Annotated in this window: 19 protein-coding genes; 4 read left to right on the top strand and 15 right to left on the bottom strand. The window is 54.6% G+C overall.

The features are described 5' to 3' along the window. Window positions 1-102 precede the first annotated feature (102 nt). From phnK to ACJHWK_RS03345, 11 genes are all read right to left on the bottom strand, one after another. Window positions 103-861, bottom strand: coding sequence for a phosphonate C-P lyase system protein PhnK (gene phnK, locus ACJHWK_RS03395; protein ID WP_001075537.1), 759 nt, complete (start codon window positions 859-861; stop codon window positions 103-105). Continuing rightward, window positions 858-1,703 (bottom strand): alpha-D-ribose 1-methylphosphonate 5-phosphate C-P-lyase PhnJ, encoded by an 846-nt coding sequence (gene phnJ / locus ACJHWK_RS03390; RefSeq protein ID WP_000002284.1) that lies wholly within the window; start codon window positions 1,701-1,703, stop codon window positions 858-860. Before phnJ ends, phnK begins: the two co-directional genes overlap by 4 nt. After that, entirely contained in the window at window positions 1,696-2,760 is a 1,065-nt protein-coding gene (phnI, locus tag ACJHWK_RS03385; protein WP_001305710.1) for an alpha-D-ribose 1-methylphosphonate 5-triphosphate synthase subunit PhnI, read from the bottom strand. Before phnI ends, phnJ begins: the two co-directional genes overlap by 8 nt. Further along, window positions 2,760-3,344: a phosphonate C-P lyase system protein PhnH gene (gene phnH, locus ACJHWK_RS03380; RefSeq protein WP_000171616.1), complete on the bottom strand. Its 585-nt coding sequence runs from the start codon at window positions 3,342-3,344 to the stop codon at window positions 2,760-2,762. The genes phnI and phnH overlap by 1 nt, the downstream gene beginning before the upstream one ends. Beyond that, window positions 3,341-3,793, bottom strand: a complete 453-nt coding sequence (gene phnG / locus ACJHWK_RS03375) for a phosphonate C-P lyase system protein PhnG (protein ID WP_001522253.1) — start codon at window positions 3,791-3,793, stop codon at window positions 3,341-3,343. The genes phnH and phnG overlap by 4 nt, the downstream gene beginning before the upstream one ends. Continuing rightward, window positions 3,794-4,519: a phosphonate metabolism transcriptional regulator PhnF gene (gene phnF, locus ACJHWK_RS03370; RefSeq protein ID WP_001400506.1), complete on the bottom strand. Its 726-nt coding sequence runs from the start codon at window positions 4,517-4,519 to the stop codon at window positions 3,794-3,796. It lies immediately after the preceding gene. A gap of 20 nt (window positions 4,520-4,539) precedes the next feature. Continuing rightward, window positions 4,540-5,319, bottom strand: coding sequence for a phosphonate ABC transporter, permease protein PhnE (gene phnE / locus ACJHWK_RS03365; protein WP_001193496.1), 780 nt, complete (start codon window positions 5,317-5,319; stop codon window positions 4,540-4,542). Window positions 5,320-5,444: 125 nt separating this feature from the next. Next, window positions 5,445-6,461: a phosphonate ABC transporter substrate-binding protein gene (gene phnD / locus ACJHWK_RS03360; protein ID WP_000992002.1), complete on the bottom strand. Its 1,017-nt coding sequence runs from the start codon at window positions 6,459-6,461 to the stop codon at window positions 5,445-5,447. A gap of 24 nt (window positions 6,462-6,485) precedes the next feature. Then, window positions 6,486-7,274, bottom strand: coding sequence for a phosphonate ABC transporter ATP-binding protein (gene phnC, locus ACJHWK_RS03355; protein WP_001193403.1), 789 nt, complete (start codon window positions 7,272-7,274; stop codon window positions 6,486-6,488). A 132-nt stretch (window positions 7,275-7,406) separates the two neighbouring features. Beyond that, the gene (yjdN, locus tag ACJHWK_RS03350; protein WP_001131339.1) at window positions 7,407-7,850 is read right to left on the bottom strand and encodes a VOC family metalloprotein YjdN; all 444 of its coding nucleotides are present in this window, start codon (window positions 7,848-7,850) and stop codon (window positions 7,407-7,409) included. 159 nt (window positions 7,851-8,009) lie between these two features. Beyond that, window positions 8,010-8,345 (bottom strand): zinc ribbon domain-containing protein YjdM, encoded by a 336-nt coding sequence (locus ACJHWK_RS03345; protein ID WP_001300891.1) that lies wholly within the window; start codon window positions 8,343-8,345, stop codon window positions 8,010-8,012. A gap of 401 nt (window positions 8,346-8,746) precedes the next feature. Between ACJHWK_RS03345 and crfC the strand changes: the two genes are divergently transcribed. From crfC to pmrR, 4 genes are all read left to right on the top strand, one after another. After that, complete coding sequence (gene crfC, locus ACJHWK_RS03340; protein ID WP_147706739.1) at window positions 8,747-10,975, top strand: clamp-binding protein CrfC; 2,229 nt, start codon at window positions 8,747-8,749, stop codon at window positions 10,973-10,975. Beyond that, window positions 10,972-11,850 carry a YjcZ-like family protein gene (locus ACJHWK_RS03335; protein ID WP_001522256.1) on the top strand — a complete coding sequence of 293 codons (879 nt, stop codon included), beginning with the start codon at window positions 10,972-10,974 and terminating at the stop codon, window positions 11,848-11,850. Before crfC ends, ACJHWK_RS03335 begins: the two co-directional genes overlap by 4 nt. A gap of 263 nt (window positions 11,851-12,113) precedes the next feature. After that, window positions 12,114-13,616 (top strand): glycine betaine/L-proline transporter ProP, encoded by a 1,503-nt coding sequence (proP, locus tag ACJHWK_RS03330; RefSeq protein ID WP_001305708.1) that lies wholly within the window; start codon window positions 12,114-12,116, stop codon window positions 13,614-13,616. A 111-nt stretch (window positions 13,617-13,727) separates the two neighbouring features. Continuing rightward, a complete protein-coding gene (pmrR, locus tag ACJHWK_RS03325) occupies window positions 13,728-13,817 on the top strand; it encodes an LpxT activity modulator PmrR (protein WP_000797657.1) in 90 nt (29 codons plus the stop codon). On the opposite strand, the gene pmrB is transcribed toward pmrR, so the two are convergent. From pmrB to adiC, 4 genes are all read right to left on the bottom strand, one after another. Next, on the bottom strand, window positions 13,793-14,893 hold the full coding sequence (pmrB, locus tag ACJHWK_RS03320; protein ID WP_001052138.1) for a two-component system sensor histidine kinase PmrB: 1,101 nt from the start codon (window positions 14,891-14,893) through the stop codon (window positions 13,793-13,795). The genes pmrR and pmrB overlap by 25 nt on opposite strands. Next, the gene (basR, locus tag ACJHWK_RS03315; protein WP_000697919.1) at window positions 14,894-15,562 is read right to left on the bottom strand and encodes a two-component system response regulator BasR; all 669 of its coding nucleotides are present in this window, start codon (window positions 15,560-15,562) and stop codon (window positions 14,894-14,896) included. Further along, entirely contained in the window at window positions 15,559-17,202 is a 1,644-nt protein-coding gene (eptA, locus tag ACJHWK_RS03310) for a phosphoethanolamine transferase EptA (protein ID WP_001522258.1), read from the bottom strand. The genes basR and eptA overlap by 4 nt, the downstream gene beginning before the upstream one ends. 103 nt (window positions 17,203-17,305) lie before the next feature. After that, window positions 17,306-18,643: an arginine/agmatine antiporter gene (adiC, locus tag ACJHWK_RS03305; RefSeq protein ID WP_000093154.1), complete on the bottom strand. Its 1,338-nt coding sequence runs from the start codon at window positions 18,641-18,643 to the stop codon at window positions 17,306-17,308. Window positions 18,644-18,691: the final 48 nt, after the last annotated feature.

Here is an 18,691-nt window from a genome sequence, read left to right as displayed (position 1 = left end):
TCGTGGTTCGGGTGTCGGATGCGACGCTGACGCGTCTTATCCGACCTACGGGGAGCGCATTTGTCGGCCGGATAAGGCGTTTACGCCGTATCCGGCACTGGCTCAATTCTGCAAAACCGATGACACCAGCAGCTGGGTATACGGATGATGCGGGTCGTCGAGCACGCGGTCGGTTAACCCACTCTCCACCACTTGCCCCTGTTTCATCACCAGCAAACGGTCCGCCAGCAGGCGGGCGACGCCCAGATCGTGGGTGACAATCACCACCGCCAGATTCAGCTCCACCACCAGACCGCGCAGCAGATCGAGCAGGCGCGCCTGTACCGATACATCCAGCCCGCCGGTTGGCTCGTCCATAAACACCAGCTTCGGATGCGTCACCAGGTTGCGGGCAATCTGCAAACGTTGCTGCATACCGCCGGAAAAGGTGGTCGGCAGGTCGTCGATCCGGTTGGAGGGAATCTCCACCTCCTCCAGCCACTTCTGCGCGGTGGCGCGAATATCGCCGTAATGACGCGCCCCGGTCGCCATCAGCCGCTCGCCGATATTGCCGCCTGCCGACACCTGGCGGCGCAGGCCGTCGAGCGGATGCTGATGCACCACGCCCCATTCGGTGCGCAGCAGGCGACGGCGGTCGGCCTCGCTCATGCCATAGAGGGAGCGGTTTTCATAGCGAATCTCCCCCTGCTGCGGCGTCAGGCGCGCGGAGATTGATTTCAGCAGCGTGGTCTTCCCGGAGCCGGATTCCCCGACGATGCCCAGCACTTCCCCCGGCCATAAATCAAAAGAGACATCGCTAAAGCCTTTGCCCGGCGCGTAAAGGTGGGTCAGGTTATTGACCGAAAGTAACGGTTGATTCATTGGCTTTTCGCCTCGCTCTGTTGGCGGCAATAATCGGTATCGGAGCAGACAAACATGCGGTTTCCGGCGTCATCCAGTACCACTTCGTCGAGATAGCTGTGGGTCGATCCGCAGATGGCGCACGGCTCATCCCACTGTTGAACGGTGAACGGGTGATCGTCGAAATCGAGGCTTTCCACGCGGGTAAACGGCGGCACCGCATAGATGCGCTTCTCGCGTCCTGCGCCGAACAGCTGCAGGGCGGGCATCATGTCCATTTTTGGGTTATCGAATTTCGGGATCGGCGACGGGTCCATCACGTAGCGCCCGTTCACCTTCACCGGATAGGCATAGGTGGTGGCGATATGACCGAAGCGGGCGATATCTTCATACAGCTTCACCTGCATCACGCCGTACTCCTCCAGCGCGTGCATAGTGCGGGTCTCCGTTTCGCGCGGCTCGATAAAGCGCAGCGGTTCGGGGATCGGCACCTGGAAAATAATGATCTGATCTTCGGTCAGCGGCGTTTCGGGGATGCGGTGGCGCGTCTGGATAAGCGTCGCATCGTCCGTACGTTCAGTGGTGTTTACCCCGGTCACGCGCTTAAAGAAGTTGCGAATTGATACGGCGTTGGTGGTGTCATCCGCACCCTGGTCAATCACCTTCAACACGTCGCTTTCGCCAATCACGCTGGCGGTAAGCTGGATACCACCAGTTCCCCAGCCGTACGGCATCGGCATCTCGCGCCCGCCAAACGGCACCTGATAACCGGGGATCGCCACCGCTTTTAAGATGGCGCGGCGGATCATGCGCTTGGTCTGCTCGTCGAGGTAGGCAAAGTTGTAGCCGCTCAGATTAGCCATGGTTCTGCTCCTGTTGCAGACGTTTGAGTAGCTCCAGTTCGGCCTGGAAATCGACGTAGTGCGGGAGTTTAAGGTGCGAGACAAAGCCTGCGGCTTCGACGTTGTCGGCATGCGCCAGCACGAACTCTTCATCCTGCGCCGGGCCTGTCGCGTGCTCGCCGTACTCCGGGGCTTGTAGAGCGCGGTCAACCAGCGCCATCGCCATCGCTTTGCGCTCGCTCATGCCGAACACCAGCCCGTAGCCGCGCGTGAAGTGCGGCGGCTCATCCGGCGGGTCGATAAAACCGTTGACCATTTCACATTCGGTCATCAGCAGTTCGCCGACGTTCACCGCAAATCCCAGCTCTTCCGGCACAATAGACACGTCGATATAGCCACTGCGGATCTCGCCCGCGAACGGGTGATTGCGCCCGTAACCACGCTGGGTGGAGTAGGCCAGCGCCAGCAAATAGCCTTCGTCGCCGCGCATTAATTGTTGCAGGCGGGAGGAGCGTGAGCAGGGGTAAACCGGCGGCGTGCGGGTGATGTCGTCCGGCTGTGCGCCGCTATCTTCTTCAAACTTCGCCAGCCCCTGACGCGCCAGCAGGCTGAAAACGTGCGGCGACGGCTGTTGTTCGCTGTCGGCTGTGGTCAGCGTCGGCGCTTCGCCGTTTGCCAGCAGGGTGAAATCGAGCAGGCGATGGGTGTAGTCGTAGGTTGGGCCAAGCAGCTGGCCGCCGGGAATATCTTTATAAACCGCTGAAATACGCCGTTCGAGACGCATCCCGGTGGTGTCGAGCGGCTCGCTTACCGCCAGCTTCGCCAGCGTGGTGCGGTAGGCGCGTAGCAGGAAAATCGCTTCGACGTTATCGCCGCTGGCCTGTTTCAGCGCCAGCGCCGCCAGTTCGCGGTCGGCAATGCCGCCTTCGGTCATCACGCGATCTACTGCAAGATTAAGCTGCTGTTCAATCTGGGCGACGCTCAGTTCAGGCAAATCGGTATTGCCCCGGCGTCGGCTCTCTTGCAGGGCGTGGGCGGCGTCGATCGCCTTTTCGCCCCCTTTCACGGCAACGTACATCAGCACACCTCCACATGAGTGGTTCGCGGGATAGCCAGCAGGCGCTCGCCGCAGGTCAGGATCAGGTCGATGCCGAGCGGGAACGGGTGCGGGCGCTCGGTAAGTTCGTGCAGAATGCACTCCGGCAGCTGCGGAGCGATCATTCGTTCTTCGGCAATACCCGCGCCAGTAAGGCGCAGCATGCGCCCGCCGCTCAGGCTGACGACCTGTAAAATCAGCGTCGCGCCCGCTTCTGGCGCAACAGCGGTGCCGCTGGAAAGGGCGTTAAGCTGTTCGCTGGAAATCGCCTCATCCGTTACCGCGAAGGTCGCCAGTTCCGGCTGATTGACCAGCGGCGCGTTGGTATGAAAACGCAGGCTCTGGCTGACGATATCGTTACTTAATGGCGCAGAAAGCCACACCGGCGTGTCGTTATCGGCCAGCGTCAGCAGCACGCTGGTGGTGGCGATATTCAGCGGCTGCCAGCCGCGTTTGAGCTGATGCAGGGCGACAATCACGCCCGGCTCGCTCATGGCCTTTAACAGGCGACGAAAACTGTGCTGGGCATCCTGCACAGGAAGCATAAAAGCGGTTTCCAGGGTCATGCGTTATCTCCGCGAACCATCGTAAAGAAGTCGACCCGGCTGGCGTTCACTTCGGCCTGGCGTGCGGCAATGCGTGCCATACGGTCAGCGTCCAGCGGGGCAATAAGGGTTTCTGATAAGTTTTGAAAATGGCGGGTTTGCTGCATCAGCGCGTCAATCAGCGCGCAGCGTTCGGCGTGCTGTTTGTCGCGCCCCAGCACCCAGCTGTAGCCGAGCGTGCCGTCAGTCAGGCGTACGGTGGCGCGGGTGAGCGTGGCGTCGCCAGCAAAAAAGCGTTCGCCGGTGCCACCCATCCGCGCCTGAATCTGCACCAGGCCGGTTTCAGCGGCGCGGATTACTTCATAGTCGGCAGTGATGTTCAGCGCCTTCAGGCGGGCTGCCAGTTCAGCCGGTTGGCTGTGTGCCAGTATGGACATCCAGTGCTGGCGGGTCGCGGTATCTGCGTGCATTCAGTGCTCCATAGTGAATTCAATCATGTCGGCGCGCGTCAGGCTGACGGAGTACTCCGCCGGGCTGCTTTCACCGTCACGGTGGTTAAGGGTGCGCACGCACAGCAGCGGCGACATATTCGGGATTTCAAGACGCTGGCACTCTTTGGCCTGGGCGCGGCGGGCGCTGATCCGCGTCTGGCTGCGGCGCAGCGCAATCCCCGTTTGCTCACGCAGAAAATCGTGCAGCGAGCCGCTGTCGAAGCGTTGCAGCGTCGGCCAGAGGGTGAGGTCCGCAAAGTAGTGGTCGATTAAACAGAGCGCGACGCCGTTGACCCGGCGCAGGGTGCGCAGGTGGATAACGTTCTCGCCCTCGGCGATCCCCAGCGCGTCAGCGACGTGACCGGAGGCCGGGCGCAGCACAGACAGCAGTTTTTCGCTGGTGGGATGGCTGCCCTGATCCAGCAGGTTCTGGCTAAAACGCGCCTGGGCGTTGAGCGGGTAATCGAACGGGCGCATCAGCACCAGCACGCCGACGCCCTGACGGCGCTGTACCCAGCCTTTTTCCACCAGTTGGTCGATGGCGCGGCGCAGGGTGTGGCGGTTCACCTCAAAGCGCGCCGCCAGTTGCTGCTCGGCGGGAAGATAGTCGCCGCAGCGGTAGTGTTGACGAAGCTCCTGCTCAAGTTTTGCGGCTATCTCCTGATAGCGTGTTGGGTAGCTGGTCGGATGTGTAGACAAGTGCATAGATATCAATGCCTCGCTTATCAGATAAAGTGCTTACGCAACCGTTGAGAGAGGAAATCCAGCAGGCTGACCGTGACGATAATCAGCACCATCAGGGCGCAGGTTTGCTGGAACTGGAAACCGCGAATAGCTTCCCACAGGGTGACGCCGATCCCGCCCGCGCCGACCATGCCAACAACGGTGGCCGAACGGACGTTGGATTCGAAGCGATAGAGGGAGTAGGAGATCAGCAGCGGCATCACCTGCGGCAGCACGCCGTAGAGGATCTCTTCGAGCTTGTTGGCACCGGTGGCGCGAATACCTTCCACCGGGCCGGGTTCAATTGCTTCTACCGCTTCGGAAAGCAGTTTGGAGAGCACGCCGGTGGTGTGGATAAACAGCGCCAGTACGCCAGCGAACGGACCGAGACCGACGGCGACCACGAACAGCATGGCGAAGACCATCTCGTTAATGGCGCGGCAGGCGTCCATCAGGCGGCGTACGGGCTGGTAAACCCACCACGGCACCAGGTTTTCGGCGCTCATCAGACCGAAGGGGATGGAGAGAACCACCGCCAGCGCGGTGCCCCAGACGGCGATTTGCAGCGTGACGGCCATTTCGGTGAGGTAATCCTGCCACTGGCTGAAATCGGGCGGGAAGAAGTCGGCGGCGAACGTCGCCATGTTGCCGCCGTCTTTAATCAGCGTGAGCGGGGCCATTTCCGCGCCCTGCCACGAGACGACCAGCACGGCGAGAACAATGGCCCAGCTCAGAAGCGAGAACCAGCTGCGCTTGGGTGGGGCGATGGTGATGGTTTGCATATATTGCTCCGTTTAATGTTTTCTCCCTCTCCCTGTGGGAGAGGGCCGGGGTGAGGGCATCAGCGTGCGCATTTCCCCCTCACCCTAACCCTCTCCCTCAAGGGAGAGGGGACCGATCGAGCACATTACTGCACCGCTTTACTCACCGAACTCATCGCGCTTAACGCGTTGTTCAGGCGGTCCAGGTCATCCAGCTGCGCCTGAATCTCGGTGGTTTTTGCCAGCTTGTCCTGCTCATTCAGCCCTTTATTGCTTTTCACGCCCTGCATCTCTTTAAACAGTGCGAGCTGGCGAATCGGCACCAGTTGCAGGTCGCTGGAGGCGCGGAACGGGGCCCAGCCCAGGCGTTCCAGCACCGCTTTCTCTTCCGGCGTTTTGCCGTAATTCATAAAGAAGTCGTAGATCTTGTCTTTGGTGGTTTCGGAAAGATTCTTGCGCCAGACGATCGGATCGCCTGGGATCAGCGGCGACTTCCAGATCACCTTCAGTTCTTTCAGCTTCTCTGGCGCGGAGGTTTTCAGCTTGTCGAGGTTTTCGGTGTTGTTGGTCGCCACATCCACCTGCTTGTTGGCGACGGCCAGCGCGTTGGTTTCATGCCCGGCGTTGACGGTGCGCTTGAAGTCGCTGGCGGAGATATTGTTTTTGGCGAAGACGTAGTAGCCGGGGACGAGGAAGCCAGAGGTGGAGTTAGGATCGCCATTGCCGAAGGTGAGATCTTTACGCTTCGCCAGCAGATCGTTCAGGTTGTTGATCGGACTATCTTTGTTGACGATCAACACGCTCCAGTAACCCGGCGATCCATCCGCCGCGACCGTCTGGGCGAAGACCTGGCCATTGGCGCGATCCACCGCTTCCATCGCTGACAGATTGCCGTACCAGGCGATATCCACTTTGTTGAAGCGCATTCCCTGGATAATGCCCGCGTAGTCCGGGGCAAAGAAGGCGTTGACCTTCACGCCCAGCTTCTTCTCCATATCCTGTAAGAACGGCGTCCATTGCGGTTTCAGGTTTTGCTGTGATTCCGTTGAAATAATGCCGAAATTCAGCGCCTTTTCCTGCTCTTCGGCGTGCGCCGGGCTTAACAGGGTGCTGAGGCTGAACATGCTGGTGAAGGCCAGCGAGGCAATTATCTTAGCGTTCATTCGTTTTCCTCAATGATGGGGATGTCAGGCAGCTTTCGCGTTTTCTTCGACGCGGTTGATGCTGCGGTAGAGATGGTCAAAACGTTCGTTATCAAACTGTTGGCTGCTGCCGTCGTAGAAGACGTGCCCCTGGCGCAGGGCGACGATGCGTTCGCAGTAGCGCAGGGCGTAATCCACCTGATGCAGCGTGACGACCACGGTAATGCCGTCGTTCTGGTTAATGTCGCGCAGGGTGTCCATCACGATGCGCGCTGATTCCGGGTCCAGCGAGGCGATGGGTTCATCGGCCAGAATCACCTTCGCCTGCTGCATCAGCGCACGGGCAATCGCCACACGCTGCTGCTGTCCGCCGGAGAGGGTGGAAACGCGCTGATGGGCAAAGTGCACCATGCCAACGCGGGTCAGCGCCTGTAACGCGCGCTGTTTCTGCTCGCGGGTGAAGTAGCTAAAACAGGTGCGCCAGAATGGCGTGCTGCCGAGCGCGCCAATCAGCACGTTCTCCAGTACGCTCAGGCGATTCACCAGGTTGAATTGTTGGAAGATGTAGCCGGTGTTGGCGCGGCTTTTGCGGATATCGCGGGCCAGGCGGCCTTCGCGTTGGACTGTGCGGCCCAGCAGCTCGATATGGCTACCGGCAGATTTATCGCCGGTAATCAAACCGCTTAAGTGACGTAAAAGGGTGGATTTGCCGGAACCCGACGGCCCAAGCAGAGCCACCATTTCACCGTGATGAATGTTCAGATCAACCGCGTGCAGCGCCTGATGCTGATTGAAGGTTTTGGCGAGCTTCTCGACACGGATAATCGTTTGCATGATGCAGCCTCCCTAAAAAAGTGGCTCCATCGTGGCGGATTATTGTGACGATTTTGTTAACTAAAAGTGACTAACGGATGAAGAGTTAACGAGATTTCGATGACAGTGCGGGAGGGCGGGCCTCCCGGCGGATTATTGCGTTGGTTGTTGTTTGACGACATTAATCATCCACGGTACGCCAAATTTATCGGTGACTTTGCCGAAGCCATGCGCCCAGAAAGTTTCCTGCCAGGCCATTTCGATTTTTCCGTTAGCTGCAAGGTTATCAAACCAGCGTTTTCCTTCTTCGACCTGTTGCGAATCGAGCACCAGCGTAAAGCCGGAGTAGCTGGCTTTTCCTGACGGCATGGCATCGCTCATCATGATGTCGCTTCCGGCAATGCGCACATTGGCATGAGCGATGGCGGTATCGGGAAATTGCATTCCGGAAGGGCAGTTCTCGGCGCTGTCCTGCGCTGATTTCGGCATTTCGCCGAAGCTGATTTTATAGAGCAGTTCCGCGCCCAACGTACGTTGATAATAGGCAATCGCGTCGGAACAGTTACCGGCAAAAGAGAGGTAGGGACTTAACGGCATGATGGTGACCTCAGTTAAGAGAAGCCAGTTAAGTGTAGTTCGAAATTTATACAGATGAGAGGGAAGCCTGATAAGACGCGGTCAGCGTCGCATCAGGCAGTCGGCATCGTTGCCGGATGCGGCGCGAGCGCCTTATCCGGCTTACCGATCACAATACAATCAGTTCTTTTTCACAAACTCAGATTTCAGTTTCATCGGACCAAAACCGTCGATTTTGCAATCGATGTTATGGTCGCCTTCAACCAGGCGGATGTTTTTCACTTTGGTGCCAATTTTCAGCATCGAAGAGCTACCTTTCACCTTCAGATCTTTAATGATGGTAACGCTGTCGCCGTCAGCCAGCAGATTGCCGTTAGCATCTTTAACGATCAGCTCGTCGCTTTCCTGTGCAGGTTCTGCGTCGTTCCATTCGTAGGCACATTCCGGGCAGATGTACATGCCGTTATCTTCGTAGGTGTATTCGGAGTTGCATTTTGGGCAGTGTGGTAATGACATGTGGATTTCCTCAAAAGTCAGCAGGGCAAAAGCGCCAAAAAACGGCAGATTGCCGAAAAAGGCCGCAATTATACACAAAATCCCTGAGTTTGTCGGGGGTACTGCTGATTTTAGACGACGATCGTTTTCATTTGAAAGGAAACGCAAAAAGAAAATAATCTTTTTGCCTCCATTTATTATTTAAGATAAGGTTAATGCTCTACTTGTTCTTTTTTTAATTCAAATGATATTTTTATCTTTCTGACGTTTTAAACGTATCGGAATACGTTATTTATTCTAATAAAAAACAACACTCTAAATATAAAATTATTTCTTGCAGTAATTATAAAAGCCGAAAACAGAACTCAAAAACAATCTGGCTAAATAAAAGTAACAAAATTTGCTTTAAGGAAGAATTTTCTATGTACACACAGACCCTGTATGAGTTAAGTCAGGAGGCTGAACGCCTGTTACAGCTTTCTCGCCAACAGTTGCAGTTACTGGAAAAAATGCCTCTCTCTGTCCCCGGAGACGATGTGCCACAACTGGCTTTACCCTGGAGTCAGCCTAATATCGCCGAACGTCACGCGATGCTGAATAATGAGTTGCGTAAAATTTCCCGACTGGAAATGGTGCTGGCGATTGTCGGTACCATGAAAGCAGGGAAATCAACCACCATTAATGCCATTGTTGGTACGGAGGTTTTGCCTAATCGTAATCGCCCAATGACTGCGCTGCCGACGCTTATTCGCCATATGCCCGGGCAAAAGGAACCGGTACTGCATTTTTCACATGTCGCGCCAATCGATTGTTTAATTCAAAAATTACAACAGCGCCTGCGTGATTGCGATATTAAGCATCTGACCGATGTGCTGGAAATAGATAAAGATATGCGTGCGCTTATGCAGCGGATCGAAAATGGCGTCGCTTTCGAAAAATATTATCTGGGTGCCCAGCCTATTTTTCATTGTCTGAAAAGTTTGAATGATTTGGTGCGACTGGCGAAGGCGCTGGACGTCGATTTTCCTTTTTCTGCTTACGCCGCCATTGAGCATATTCCCGTGATTGAAGTGGAGTTTGTCCATCTGGCGGGGCTGGAGAGTTATCCCGGTCAATTGACGTTACTGGATACCCCCGGGCCAAATGAAGCCGGGCAACCGCATCTGCAAAAAATGCTTAACCAGCAGCTGGCACGCGCCTCGGCGGTACTGGCGGTGCTGGATTATACGCAACTGAAATCGATCTCCGATGAAGAGGTCCGTGAGGCGATTTTGGCGGTGGGGCAATCGGTGCCGCTGTATGTGCTGGTCAATAAGTTCGATCAACAGGATCGTAACAGTGACGACGCCGACCAGGTGCGGGCACTGATTTCCGGGACGCTGATGAAAGGCTGTATTACGCCACAGCAGATATTTCCGGTGTCGTCGATGTGGGGCTACCTGGCGAATCGGGCGCGCCATGAGTTAGCCAACAACGGTAAGTTACCACCGCCAGAGCAACAACGCTGGGTGGAAGATTTTGCCCATGCCGCGCTCGGCAGGCGCTGGCGTCATGCCGATCTGGCGGACCTCGAACATATTCGTCATGCTGCCGATCAGTTGTGGGAAGATTCGTTGTTCGCCAAGCCAATTCAGGCGTTGCTTCATGCCGCTTACGCTAACGCCTCGTTGTATGCTCTGCGATCTGCCGCGCATAAACTGTTGAATTACGCGCAGCAGGCGCGGGAATACCTGGATTTTCGTGCGCACGGGTTAAACGTCGCTTGTGAACAATTGCGGCAAAATATCCATCAGATCGAAGAAAGTTTGCAGCTATTGCAACTCAATCAGGCGCAGGTGAGCGGCGAAATTAAACATGAAATCGAGCTGGCCCTGACCTCCGCCAACTACTTTCTGCGTCAACAGCAAGATGCGGTGAATGCGCAGTTAGCCGCCTTGTTTCAGGATGATTCGGAGCCGTTAAGCGAGATTCGTACCCGCTGTGAGACACTGTTACAGACGGCGCAGAACACCATCAGTCGCGACTTTACGCTGCGTTTTGCCGAGCTGGAATCCACCCTTTGCCGGGTGTTAACCGATGTTATTCGCCCCATTGAGCAACAAGTCAAAATGGAATTGAGCGAGTCAGGGTTTCGTCCTGGGTTTCATTTTCCTGTTTTTCACGGCGCAGTTCCCCACTTCAACACTCGCCAGCTGTTCAGTGAAGTCATTTCGCGCCAGGAAGCAACGGACGAGCAGAGCACGCGTTTAGGCGTTGTGCGTGAGACTTTTTCGCGCTGGTTGAATCAGCCCGACTGGGGACGGGGAAATGAGAAATCCCCGACAGAGACGGTTGATTACAGTGTGTTGCAACGAGCATTAAGCGCAGAAGTCGATCTTTATTGCCAACAAATGGCTAAAGTTCTGGCAGAGCAGGTCGATGAATCTGTTACGGCAGGCATGAATACTTTTTTCGCTGAGTTCGCTTCATGTTTGACGGAATTACAGACGCGTTTACGCGAAAGCCTGGCTCTGCGTCAACAAAATGAATCGGTGGTCAGGCTGATGCAGCAGCAATTGCAGCAGGCTGTGATGACTCACAGCTGGATTTACACCGACGCTCAGCTGTTACGCGATGATATTCAAACACTTTTCACGGCAGAACGATATTGATCAAGACGTTACTGGACGGCCCCGGTCGCGTGCTGGAGTCGGTTCATCCGCGCTTTTTAGTGGATCTGGCGCAGGGCGATGATGCCCGCCATCCACAAGCCCATCAGCAGCAGTTTCGTGAACGACTGATGCAGGAACTTCTTGCGCGTGTGCAGCTTCAGGCATGGACGAACGGCGGGATGTTAAATGCGCCGCTTAGCCTGCGTCTGACATTGGTGGAAAAACTGGCGTCGATGCTGGATCCCGGTCATCTGGCGCTGACGCAGATCGCGCAGCATCTGGCGCTGCTGCAAAAAATGGATCACCGCCAGCACTCTGCTTTCCCGGAGCTCCCCCAGCAAATTGCCGCCTTGTATGAGTGGTTTTCAGCCCGTTGTCGCTGGAAGGAAAAGGCGTTAACGCAACGAGGCCTACTGGTGCAGGCGGGTGAACAGAGCGAGCAAATTTTTACCCGCTGGCGTGCTGGGGCGTATAACGCCTGGTCGTTGCCTGGGCGCTGTTTTATCGTTCTGGAGGAGTTGCGCTGGGGGGCATTTGGCGATGCCTGCCGTCTGGGAAGCCCGCAAGCGGTGGCGTTGTTGCTGGGTGATTTGCGCGTGAAAGCGACACAACATTTGGCAGAGAGTATCAATGCGGCACCGACCACGCGTCACTATTACCATCAGTGGTTTGCCTCTTCGACCATTCCGACGGGCGGGGATCATGCTGATTTTTTAAGTTGGCTGGGAAAGTGGTCCACGGCAGATAAACAACCCGTTTGCTGGTCAGTGACCCAACGCTGGCGAACTGTCGCACTGGGGATGCCACGACTCTGTTCAGCGCAGCGTCTGGCGGGGGCAATGGTCGAGGAAATCTTCTCTGTAAATCTGGTGTAAATAATCAGTTACACCAATGAGTCCTAAACGAAATACATGTGTGAAGTTGATCACAAATTTAAACACTGGTAGGGTAAAAAGGTCATTAACTGCCCAATTCAGGCGTCAACTGGTTTGATTGTACATTCCTTAACCGGAGGGTGTAAGCAAACCCGCTACGCTTGTTACAGAGATTGCATCCTGCAATTCCCGCTCCCCTTTTGCGGCCGTCGCGCTGATTTTTCTGGCGTTTGCGGAAATGGGCCAACTCTGCGAGGAAAGCTATGCTGAAAAGGAAAAAAGTAAAACCGATTACCCTTCGTGATGTCACCATTATTGATGACGGTAAACTGCGTAAAGCCATTACCGCAGCATCACTGGGTAATGCAATGGAATGGTTCGATTTTGGTGTTTATGGTTTTGTTGCTTACGCATTAGGTAAAGTTTTTTTCCCGGGGGCTGACCCCAGCGTGCAGATGGTTGCTGCACTTGCCACTTTCTCCGTTCCCTTTCTGATTCGACCGCTTGGCGGACTCTTCTTTGGTATGTTGGGCGATAAATATGGTCGCCAGAAGATCCTCGCTATCACTATTGTGATTATGTCGATCAGTACGTTCTGTATTGGCTTAATACCGTCCTACGACACGATTGGTATTTGGGCACCGATTCTGCTGTTGATCTGTAAGATGGCACAAGGTTTCTCGGTCGGCGGTGAATATACCGGGGCGTCGATATTTGTTGCGGAATACTCCCCTGACCGTAAACGTGGATTTATGGGCAGCTGGCTGGACTTCGGTTCTATTGCCGGGTTTGTGCTGGGTGCGGGCGTGGTGGTGTTAATTTCGACCATTGTCGGCGAAGCGAACTTCCTCGACTGGGGCTGGCGTATTCCGTTCTTTATTGCTCTGCCGTTAGGGATTATCGGGCTTTACCTGCGCCATGCGCTGGAAGAGACTCCGGCGTTCCAGCAGCATGTTGATAAACTGGAACAGGGCGACCGCGAAGGTTTGCAGGATGGCCCGAAAGTCTCGTTTAAAGAGATTGCCACCAAACACTGGCGCAGCCTGTTGACATGTATTGGTCTGGTAATTGCCACCAACGTGACTTACTACATGTTGCTGACCTATATGCCGAGTTATTTGTCGCATAACCTGCATTACTCCGAAGACCACGGGGTGCTGATTATTATCGCCATTATGATCGGTATGCTGTTTGTCCAGCCGGTGATGGGCTTGCTGAGTGACCGTTTTGGCCGTCGTCCGTTTGTGCTTCTTGGTAGTGTTGCACTGTTTGTGTTGGCGATCCCGGCGTTTATTCTGATTAACAGTAACGTCATCGGCCTGATTTTTGCCGGGTTACTGATGCTGGCGGTGATCCTTAACTGCTTTACGGGCGTTATGGCTTCTACCTTGCCAGCGATGTTCCCGACGCATATCCGTTACAGCGCGCTGGCGGCGGCATTTAATATTTCGGTGCTGGTTGCCGGTCTGACGCCAACACTGGCGGCCTGGCTGGTCGAAAGCTCGCAGAATCTGATGATGCCTGCCTATTACCTGATGGTAGTGGCGGTGGTTGGTTTAATCACCGGCGTAACCATGAAAGAGACGGCGAATCGTCCGTTGAAAGGTGCGACACCGGCGGCGTCAGATATACAGGAAGCGAAGGAAATTCTCGTCGAGCATTACGATAATATCGAGCAGAAAATCGATGATATTGACCACGAGATTGCCGATTTGCAGGCGAAACGTACCCGCCTGGTGCAGCAACATCCGCGAATTGATGAATAAGCTGAAACGGATGGCCTGATGTGACGCTGTCTTATCAGGCCAATTGAAGTCTTAAGGTTCACTTAATCTCTGACGCGCATACTCTCCTCCAGGTTAACGGAGGAGAGTGCAATGAAAAACCGTGTTTATGAAAGTTTAACTACCGTGTTCAGCGTGCTGGTGGTCAGCAGCTTTCTTTATATCTGGTTTGCCACGTACTGATCTTTCTTCAGCCGTACCCAGGCCCGCGTGCCGGAAGTCTCTTGCCGGTTTTGCAGGAAAAACTGCCCGTGATGCAACTGTGTAATGCGGCTGACAATACTTAACCCCAGACCAATCCCGCCATAACGGCTATCCATACGTACAAACGCTTTACTCAACTCCCCGCATTTACTCTCATCAATACCCGGTCCTTCATCTTCAACGGCCATGACCGCTCCGCCATCTTCTTGCAGCTTAATCATAATGTTGCTGCCTTGCGGGCTGTAACGATGGGCGTTTTCTACCAGGTTTCGCAATAACATCCTCAGCAGGGTTGCATCACCCTGAACGGTGATGTCGGCGGCGCTCTCTGGCAATAGCAGGGTTTGCTGTCGCTGGTCGAGCATGGTACTGAGTTCGTCATACGAGGGGAGAATGACATCTTCCAGCAGTTTTACATGTTGATAATTCCCGGAAGAAAATGACTGTCCGGCACGCGCCAGTTGCAGCAGCTGGGAGACGCTCTCCATCATCTGATCAAGTCGAGCCACTAACGGTGCTACATCAATGTGATGCGTTTTCGCCAGCAGTTCCAGATGCAAACGCACCCCCGCCAGTGGCGTTCGCAGTTCGTGCGCGACGTCAGCGGTAAACAACCTTTCGTTATCCAGCGTGCTGGTCAGGCGACTGACCAGATCGTTCAACGCCGAAACCACCGCTTCGATTTCGAGGGTGGCGCTGTGAATGGCAATAGGCGTTAAGTTGTCGGCGGTGCGCGCTTCCAGCTCTTTTTGCAGCTCCGCCAGCGGCCGGGTGATGCGGCGTACCGCCTGATAGCAGATAAATAGCGTCAGGCTGACCATAAAGACGCCGGGGACGATCAGGCTGGCGACCGCCTCGCGGATCTCACGCATGATGTGGCGATCGTTGTTGCGATTGTCGCGTAGCGCCTGCTCAAACAGCTGAATCTGCTCGGTACTTTCATGCCATAGCCAGAAGACGCTGATCAGCTCAAACACCAACAAAATGGCCCCAATGGTCAATATCAGCCGTTGGCGCAGCGATATTGGTCGGCGCAGAAAACGCATCAGATTCAATTAGTTTTCCTCATTTGCGACCAGCATATAGCCAAAGCCGCGCACGGTGCGGATACGGGCTTTGCCCACTTTGTCGCGCAGATTGTGGATATGCACTTCCAGGGTGTTGGTCGAGGGTTCATTGTCCCAGTTATAGATGTCGTTGTAGAGAATTTCCCGATGCACCGGGCTGCCTGCTTTAAGCATCAGGCGCGACAGCAGAGCATATTCTTTGGGCGTCAGAATCAGTTCTTCTCCGCTCATCCATACCTGGCGGCGACCCATATTCAGCGTCAGATTGCCAACAATCAGCTCACTTTCGCCCTGATTATTATGGCGTCGTAGCAGGGCGCGGATACGGGCGTGTAACTCTTCCAGCGCAAAAGGCTTCACCAGATAGTCATCGGCACCGACATCCAGCCCGGCGATTTTGTCGGTCAGCGTATCGCGAGCGGTGAGGATCAGTACCGGCAGGGTGTATTTTTTCTGCCGGATACGGGCGAGAAAATGCAGTCCATCTTCGTCGGGTAACCCTAAATCCAGTACCACCAGGCTGTAATGACCGGCCTCAAGGCTTTGTTCCGCCATCCGCGCGGTTGTCACGCCATCGCACGCGTAGCCTTCGGTTTGTGCCGCCAGAATCAATCCCTGCAATAACAGCGTATCGTCTTCAACAATCAGAATTTTCATTCACTCACTCTCCTGCAAGTTTGCAGAATATCATCCGCAGCCTGGTAATACTTCGTCTCAACGCCAGTTAATCCCAATAGCGTGGAGAATAAATTATCTTGTGAATAGTGTTGCGTTTGCGCCTGTTTTTGCAGGCAGTTCTGGTCAACCTGATACCGTTTTTGATAATCCTCCGACAGCCACAGCAGCATTGGCACCTGTTTTTGGCTATCCGGGGCGATGGCATAAGGCAGACCGTGCAGATAGATGCCATTTTCACCTAACGACTCACCGTGGTCAGAAAGATAAACCAGGCTGGTGGTAAATTTATCCTGATGTTCTTTCAGCAGATTAATCGCTTTATCAACAATATAGTCGACGTAAACCAGCGTGTTGTCGTAAGTGTTCACCAGTTGCTCTTTGGTACAGGTCTGGATCTCGTTAGTGTCGCAGGTTGGGGTAAATTTCCTGAACTGCGGCGGATAGCGGTTGTAATAGGTCGGACCGTGGCTGCCGATGGTGTGTAAGACAATCACGCCATCACCCTGCAGGTTATTGATGTACTCTTCCAGCCCGTGGAACAGCACTTCGTCATAGCATTCGCCGTTGATGCACTGACCAGGCAGATTCAGCGCGGTGACGTTCTGGTGAGGCACGCGGTCGCAGGCACCTTTACAGCCGCCATCGTTGTCATTCCACAGCACGTTGATGCCCGCTCGCTGAATGATATCCAGCACGCCTTCCTGGTGCTGTGCCAGCTCTTCTTTGTAATGCTCACGCGGCATATCCGAGAACATGCACGGTACTGAAACTGCCGTTGCCGTGCCGCAAGATGCGGTATTAGGGAAATAGACCACGTTATCTTTCGCCAGCCGCGGGTTAGTTTCACGCGGGTAGCCGTTGAGGGAGAAGTTCTCCGCCCGTGAGGTTTCGCCGACAATCAGGATGGTCAAATTTTTACGTTTCTCGTTCTGCATTAACGGGTTGCGGTGCGCGTCTTCTCCAATTCGCACCAGCGGCAGATTTGCCAGTCGCTGATGGGAGTACCATGACCAGCTGGCAACAATGCTGTTTGAGGGGCTTAAGGACTTCACCAGCTCTTTGTTGTTGCGGAACAGCGAGGCATAGTCTTTGTAGAACAGTGCGGCGACCAGCAAAATCAGCAGTACAGAAACCAGAATATTGGCCCCGCGGAAAAGAACGCTGCGCAGGCGTGAGGTGGTGGGTTTGATTTTAATCCAGCAGGCAATCAGCGCAGCAAGCACGCCGCTGAATCCCAGCGTTAATAACATTTGCGGTGTCATCAACGCATAACTTTCTGCCGGAGTGGTATCAATAATATTGGCAATCATCGAGCGGTCGATGACGATGCCGTAAGTCATTATGAAATATTGTGCAGCCGCGCCGACCAGAATAAACAGGCAGGCCAGCGGTCGATTAAGCCACAAGAAAGAGCTTAGTGTCAGGACAATATTAATCACGCTGAAGGCGACGACTGGCATCGACAAGAAAACCAGTACGTTATGCAGCGAGTCCAGCGGCAGCGCCTGCAACACCTGTTTAAAAAAGGCAATATTCAGGCAGATAGAGATATAAAAAGCGGCCAACAATAGCCAGGCGAGTAAATTCAAAGAGGGTCTTTTTAGTAGGCGCTTCAACATCACGGTGTTTCCATCGAACAAAGTGCGCATATGCTCGCAAAGCAAAATTAAGCCAACCTTAAGTTCTTAAGGTTGGCTTTTATGTTTGCTGGATTAAGGGGAATTAATCTTTGCTTATTGGTGCATCTAAGGGATACGGGTTTTTATGCAGCCGGTTGTAATTCAGCGCATACATGGCGGTGATGACCATCAGGGTGACAAATGACCACATAACCTCTTTCGCCCCGGACCCCACCACGGCCCAGATGCAGTAGAGGAAGGCAATGGTAGTAACTGCCAGATATGCCGGGCGTGCTTTACCAAAGTGACCGTGGCCGAGCAGCAGTAACGCCGCACAGGTGTAAAGATATGGCACCAGTGTAAAGATGACCGACACGGAAGAAACCAGACCGAACTCTTTGGTCGCGTTTGGCGAAATGCTACTGAGCTGGAAGATGGTCATCAAAATACCGACGATAATCAGCCCTGCCACTGGCGTACCCGCTTTATTTACACGGGCAAAAATCGGTGGGAACAGTCCGTCATCGGCAGCGGCTTTCGCCGTTTGACCCGCCAGCAACGTCCAGCCGCCCAGTGAACCTAAGCAACCCGCAGCTGCGCAGAAGGAAACAATGGCCCCGGCGGTGTCACCCAACGCCATCCGTGCGGCATCACCGAATGGCGAGGCAGAAACGCGCAGTGCGGCATTAGGGATCATCCCCATAATCGCGGTGGTGGAGAGCACATAGCAAACGGCGGCAATCAATACCCCACCAATGGTGGCGATAGGGACGTTGCGTTTCGGGTTTTTCACCACACCTGCGGCAACGGAGGCACTTTCCACACCGATGAACGACCACAGCGTAACGTTAAGGGTACTTTGAATCGCGCCGAAGGTGCCCAGGCCGCTGACGTTCCATGCCGCCATATAGGTTTCACCACGGAACCAGAACCAGCCAAATACGGCAATCCCGACGATGGGGATCAGCGCCAGCACGGTGGCAACGGCCTGCACGCGGGTGATCATTTTCGGACCGACAATATTCAGCAGGACGAAGATCCACAGCACCACGACGCAGGTGATGGTTAATACCAATGGATCTTTCAGAATCGGGAAGAAGTAACTTAAATAACCTACGCCAATGACCACCATGGCGATATTGCCGATCCAGCAGGCCAGCCAGTAGAGGACGTTGGTTTGATAACCGAGAAACGGCCCAAAGCAGCGGCGGGCGTAAGCGTAAGAACCACCAGGACTTGGGTCGAGGAACGACATTTTGGCGTATACCATCGAGAGCCCCAGCGCACCGATAATCGTCACCAACCATCCATAAATGGCAATCCCGCCAGTGGAGGCCAGGTTTGCAGGTAACAGAAAAACACCTGACCCCATAATATTCCCCGACACCATCAGGGTGACGGGGATTAAGCCCACTTTGTGAGCATCAGCATCCGAAGACATAATTAAACTCCTGCGAAGGCGAGCTTCGTGACAATAAATTACGTCATA

The sequence above is a fragment of the Escherichia sp. WS547 genome (assembly GCF_046486065.1).
Lineage (GTDB): Bacteria > Pseudomonadota > Gammaproteobacteria > Enterobacterales > Enterobacteriaceae > Escherichia > Escherichia coli.
The sequence above is the reverse complement of the archived record's forward strand: the minus strand, read 5'-3'. Positions and strand labels throughout refer to the sequence as shown.

Bases quoted from the DNA above. Each gene is read 5' to 3' on its own strand.
- phnC (WP_001193403.1), bottom strand. From the start codon at position 7,274: ATGCAAACGATTATCCGTGTCGAGAAGCTCGCCAAAACCTTCAATCAG.
- phnH (WP_000171616.1), bottom strand. From the start codon at position 3,344: ATGACCCTGGAAACCGCTTTTATGCTTCCTGTGCAGGATGCCCAGCAC.
- phnI (WP_001305710.1), bottom strand. From the start codon at position 2,760: ATGTACGTTGCCGTGAAAGGGGGCGAAAAGGCGATCGACGCCGCCCAC.
- eptA (WP_001522258.1), bottom strand. From the start codon at position 17,202: ATGTTGAAGCGCCTACTAAAAAGACCCTCTTTGAATTTACTCGCCTGG.
- pmrR (WP_000797657.1), top strand. From the start codon at position 13,728: ATGAAAAACCGTGTTTATGAAAGTTTAACTACCGTGTTCAGCGTGCTG.
- phnG (WP_001522253.1), bottom strand. From the start codon at position 3,793: ATGCACGCAGATACCGCGACCCGCCAGCACTGGATGTCCATACTGGCA.
- phnK (WP_001075537.1), bottom strand. From the start codon at position 861: ATGAATCAACCGTTACTTTCGGTCAATAACCTGACCCACCTTTACGCG.
- adiC (WP_000093154.1), bottom strand. From the start codon at position 18,643: ATGTCTTCGGATGCTGATGCTCACAAAGTGGGCTTAATCCCCGTCACC.
- phnJ (WP_000002284.1), bottom strand. From the start codon at position 1,703: ATGGCTAATCTGAGCGGCTACAACTTTGCCTACCTCGACGAGCAGACC.
- phnE (WP_001193496.1), bottom strand. From the start codon at position 5,319: ATGCAAACCATCACCATCGCCCCACCCAAGCGCAGCTGGTTCTCGCTT.
- ACJHWK_RS03345 (WP_001300891.1), bottom strand. From the start codon at position 8,345: ATGTCATTACCACACTGCCCAAAATGCAACTCCGAATACACCTACGAA.
- phnF (WP_001400506.1), bottom strand. From the start codon at position 4,519: ATGCACTTGTCTACACATCCGACCAGCTACCCAACACGCTATCAGGAG.
- basR (WP_000697919.1), bottom strand. From the start codon at position 15,562: ATGAAAATTCTGATTGTTGAAGACGATACGCTGTTATTGCAGGGATTG.
- crfC (WP_147706739.1), top strand. From the start codon at position 8,747: ATGTACACACAGACCCTGTATGAGTTAAGTCAGGAGGCTGAACGCCTG.
- yjdN (WP_001131339.1), bottom strand. From the start codon at position 7,850: ATGCCGTTAAGTCCCTACCTCTCTTTTGCCGGTAACTGTTCCGACGCG.
- phnD (WP_000992002.1), bottom strand. From the start codon at position 6,461: ATGAACGCTAAGATAATTGCCTCGCTGGCCTTCACCAGCATGTTCAGC.
- proP (WP_001305708.1), top strand. From the start codon at position 12,114: ATGCTGAAAAGGAAAAAAGTAAAACCGATTACCCTTCGTGATGTCACC.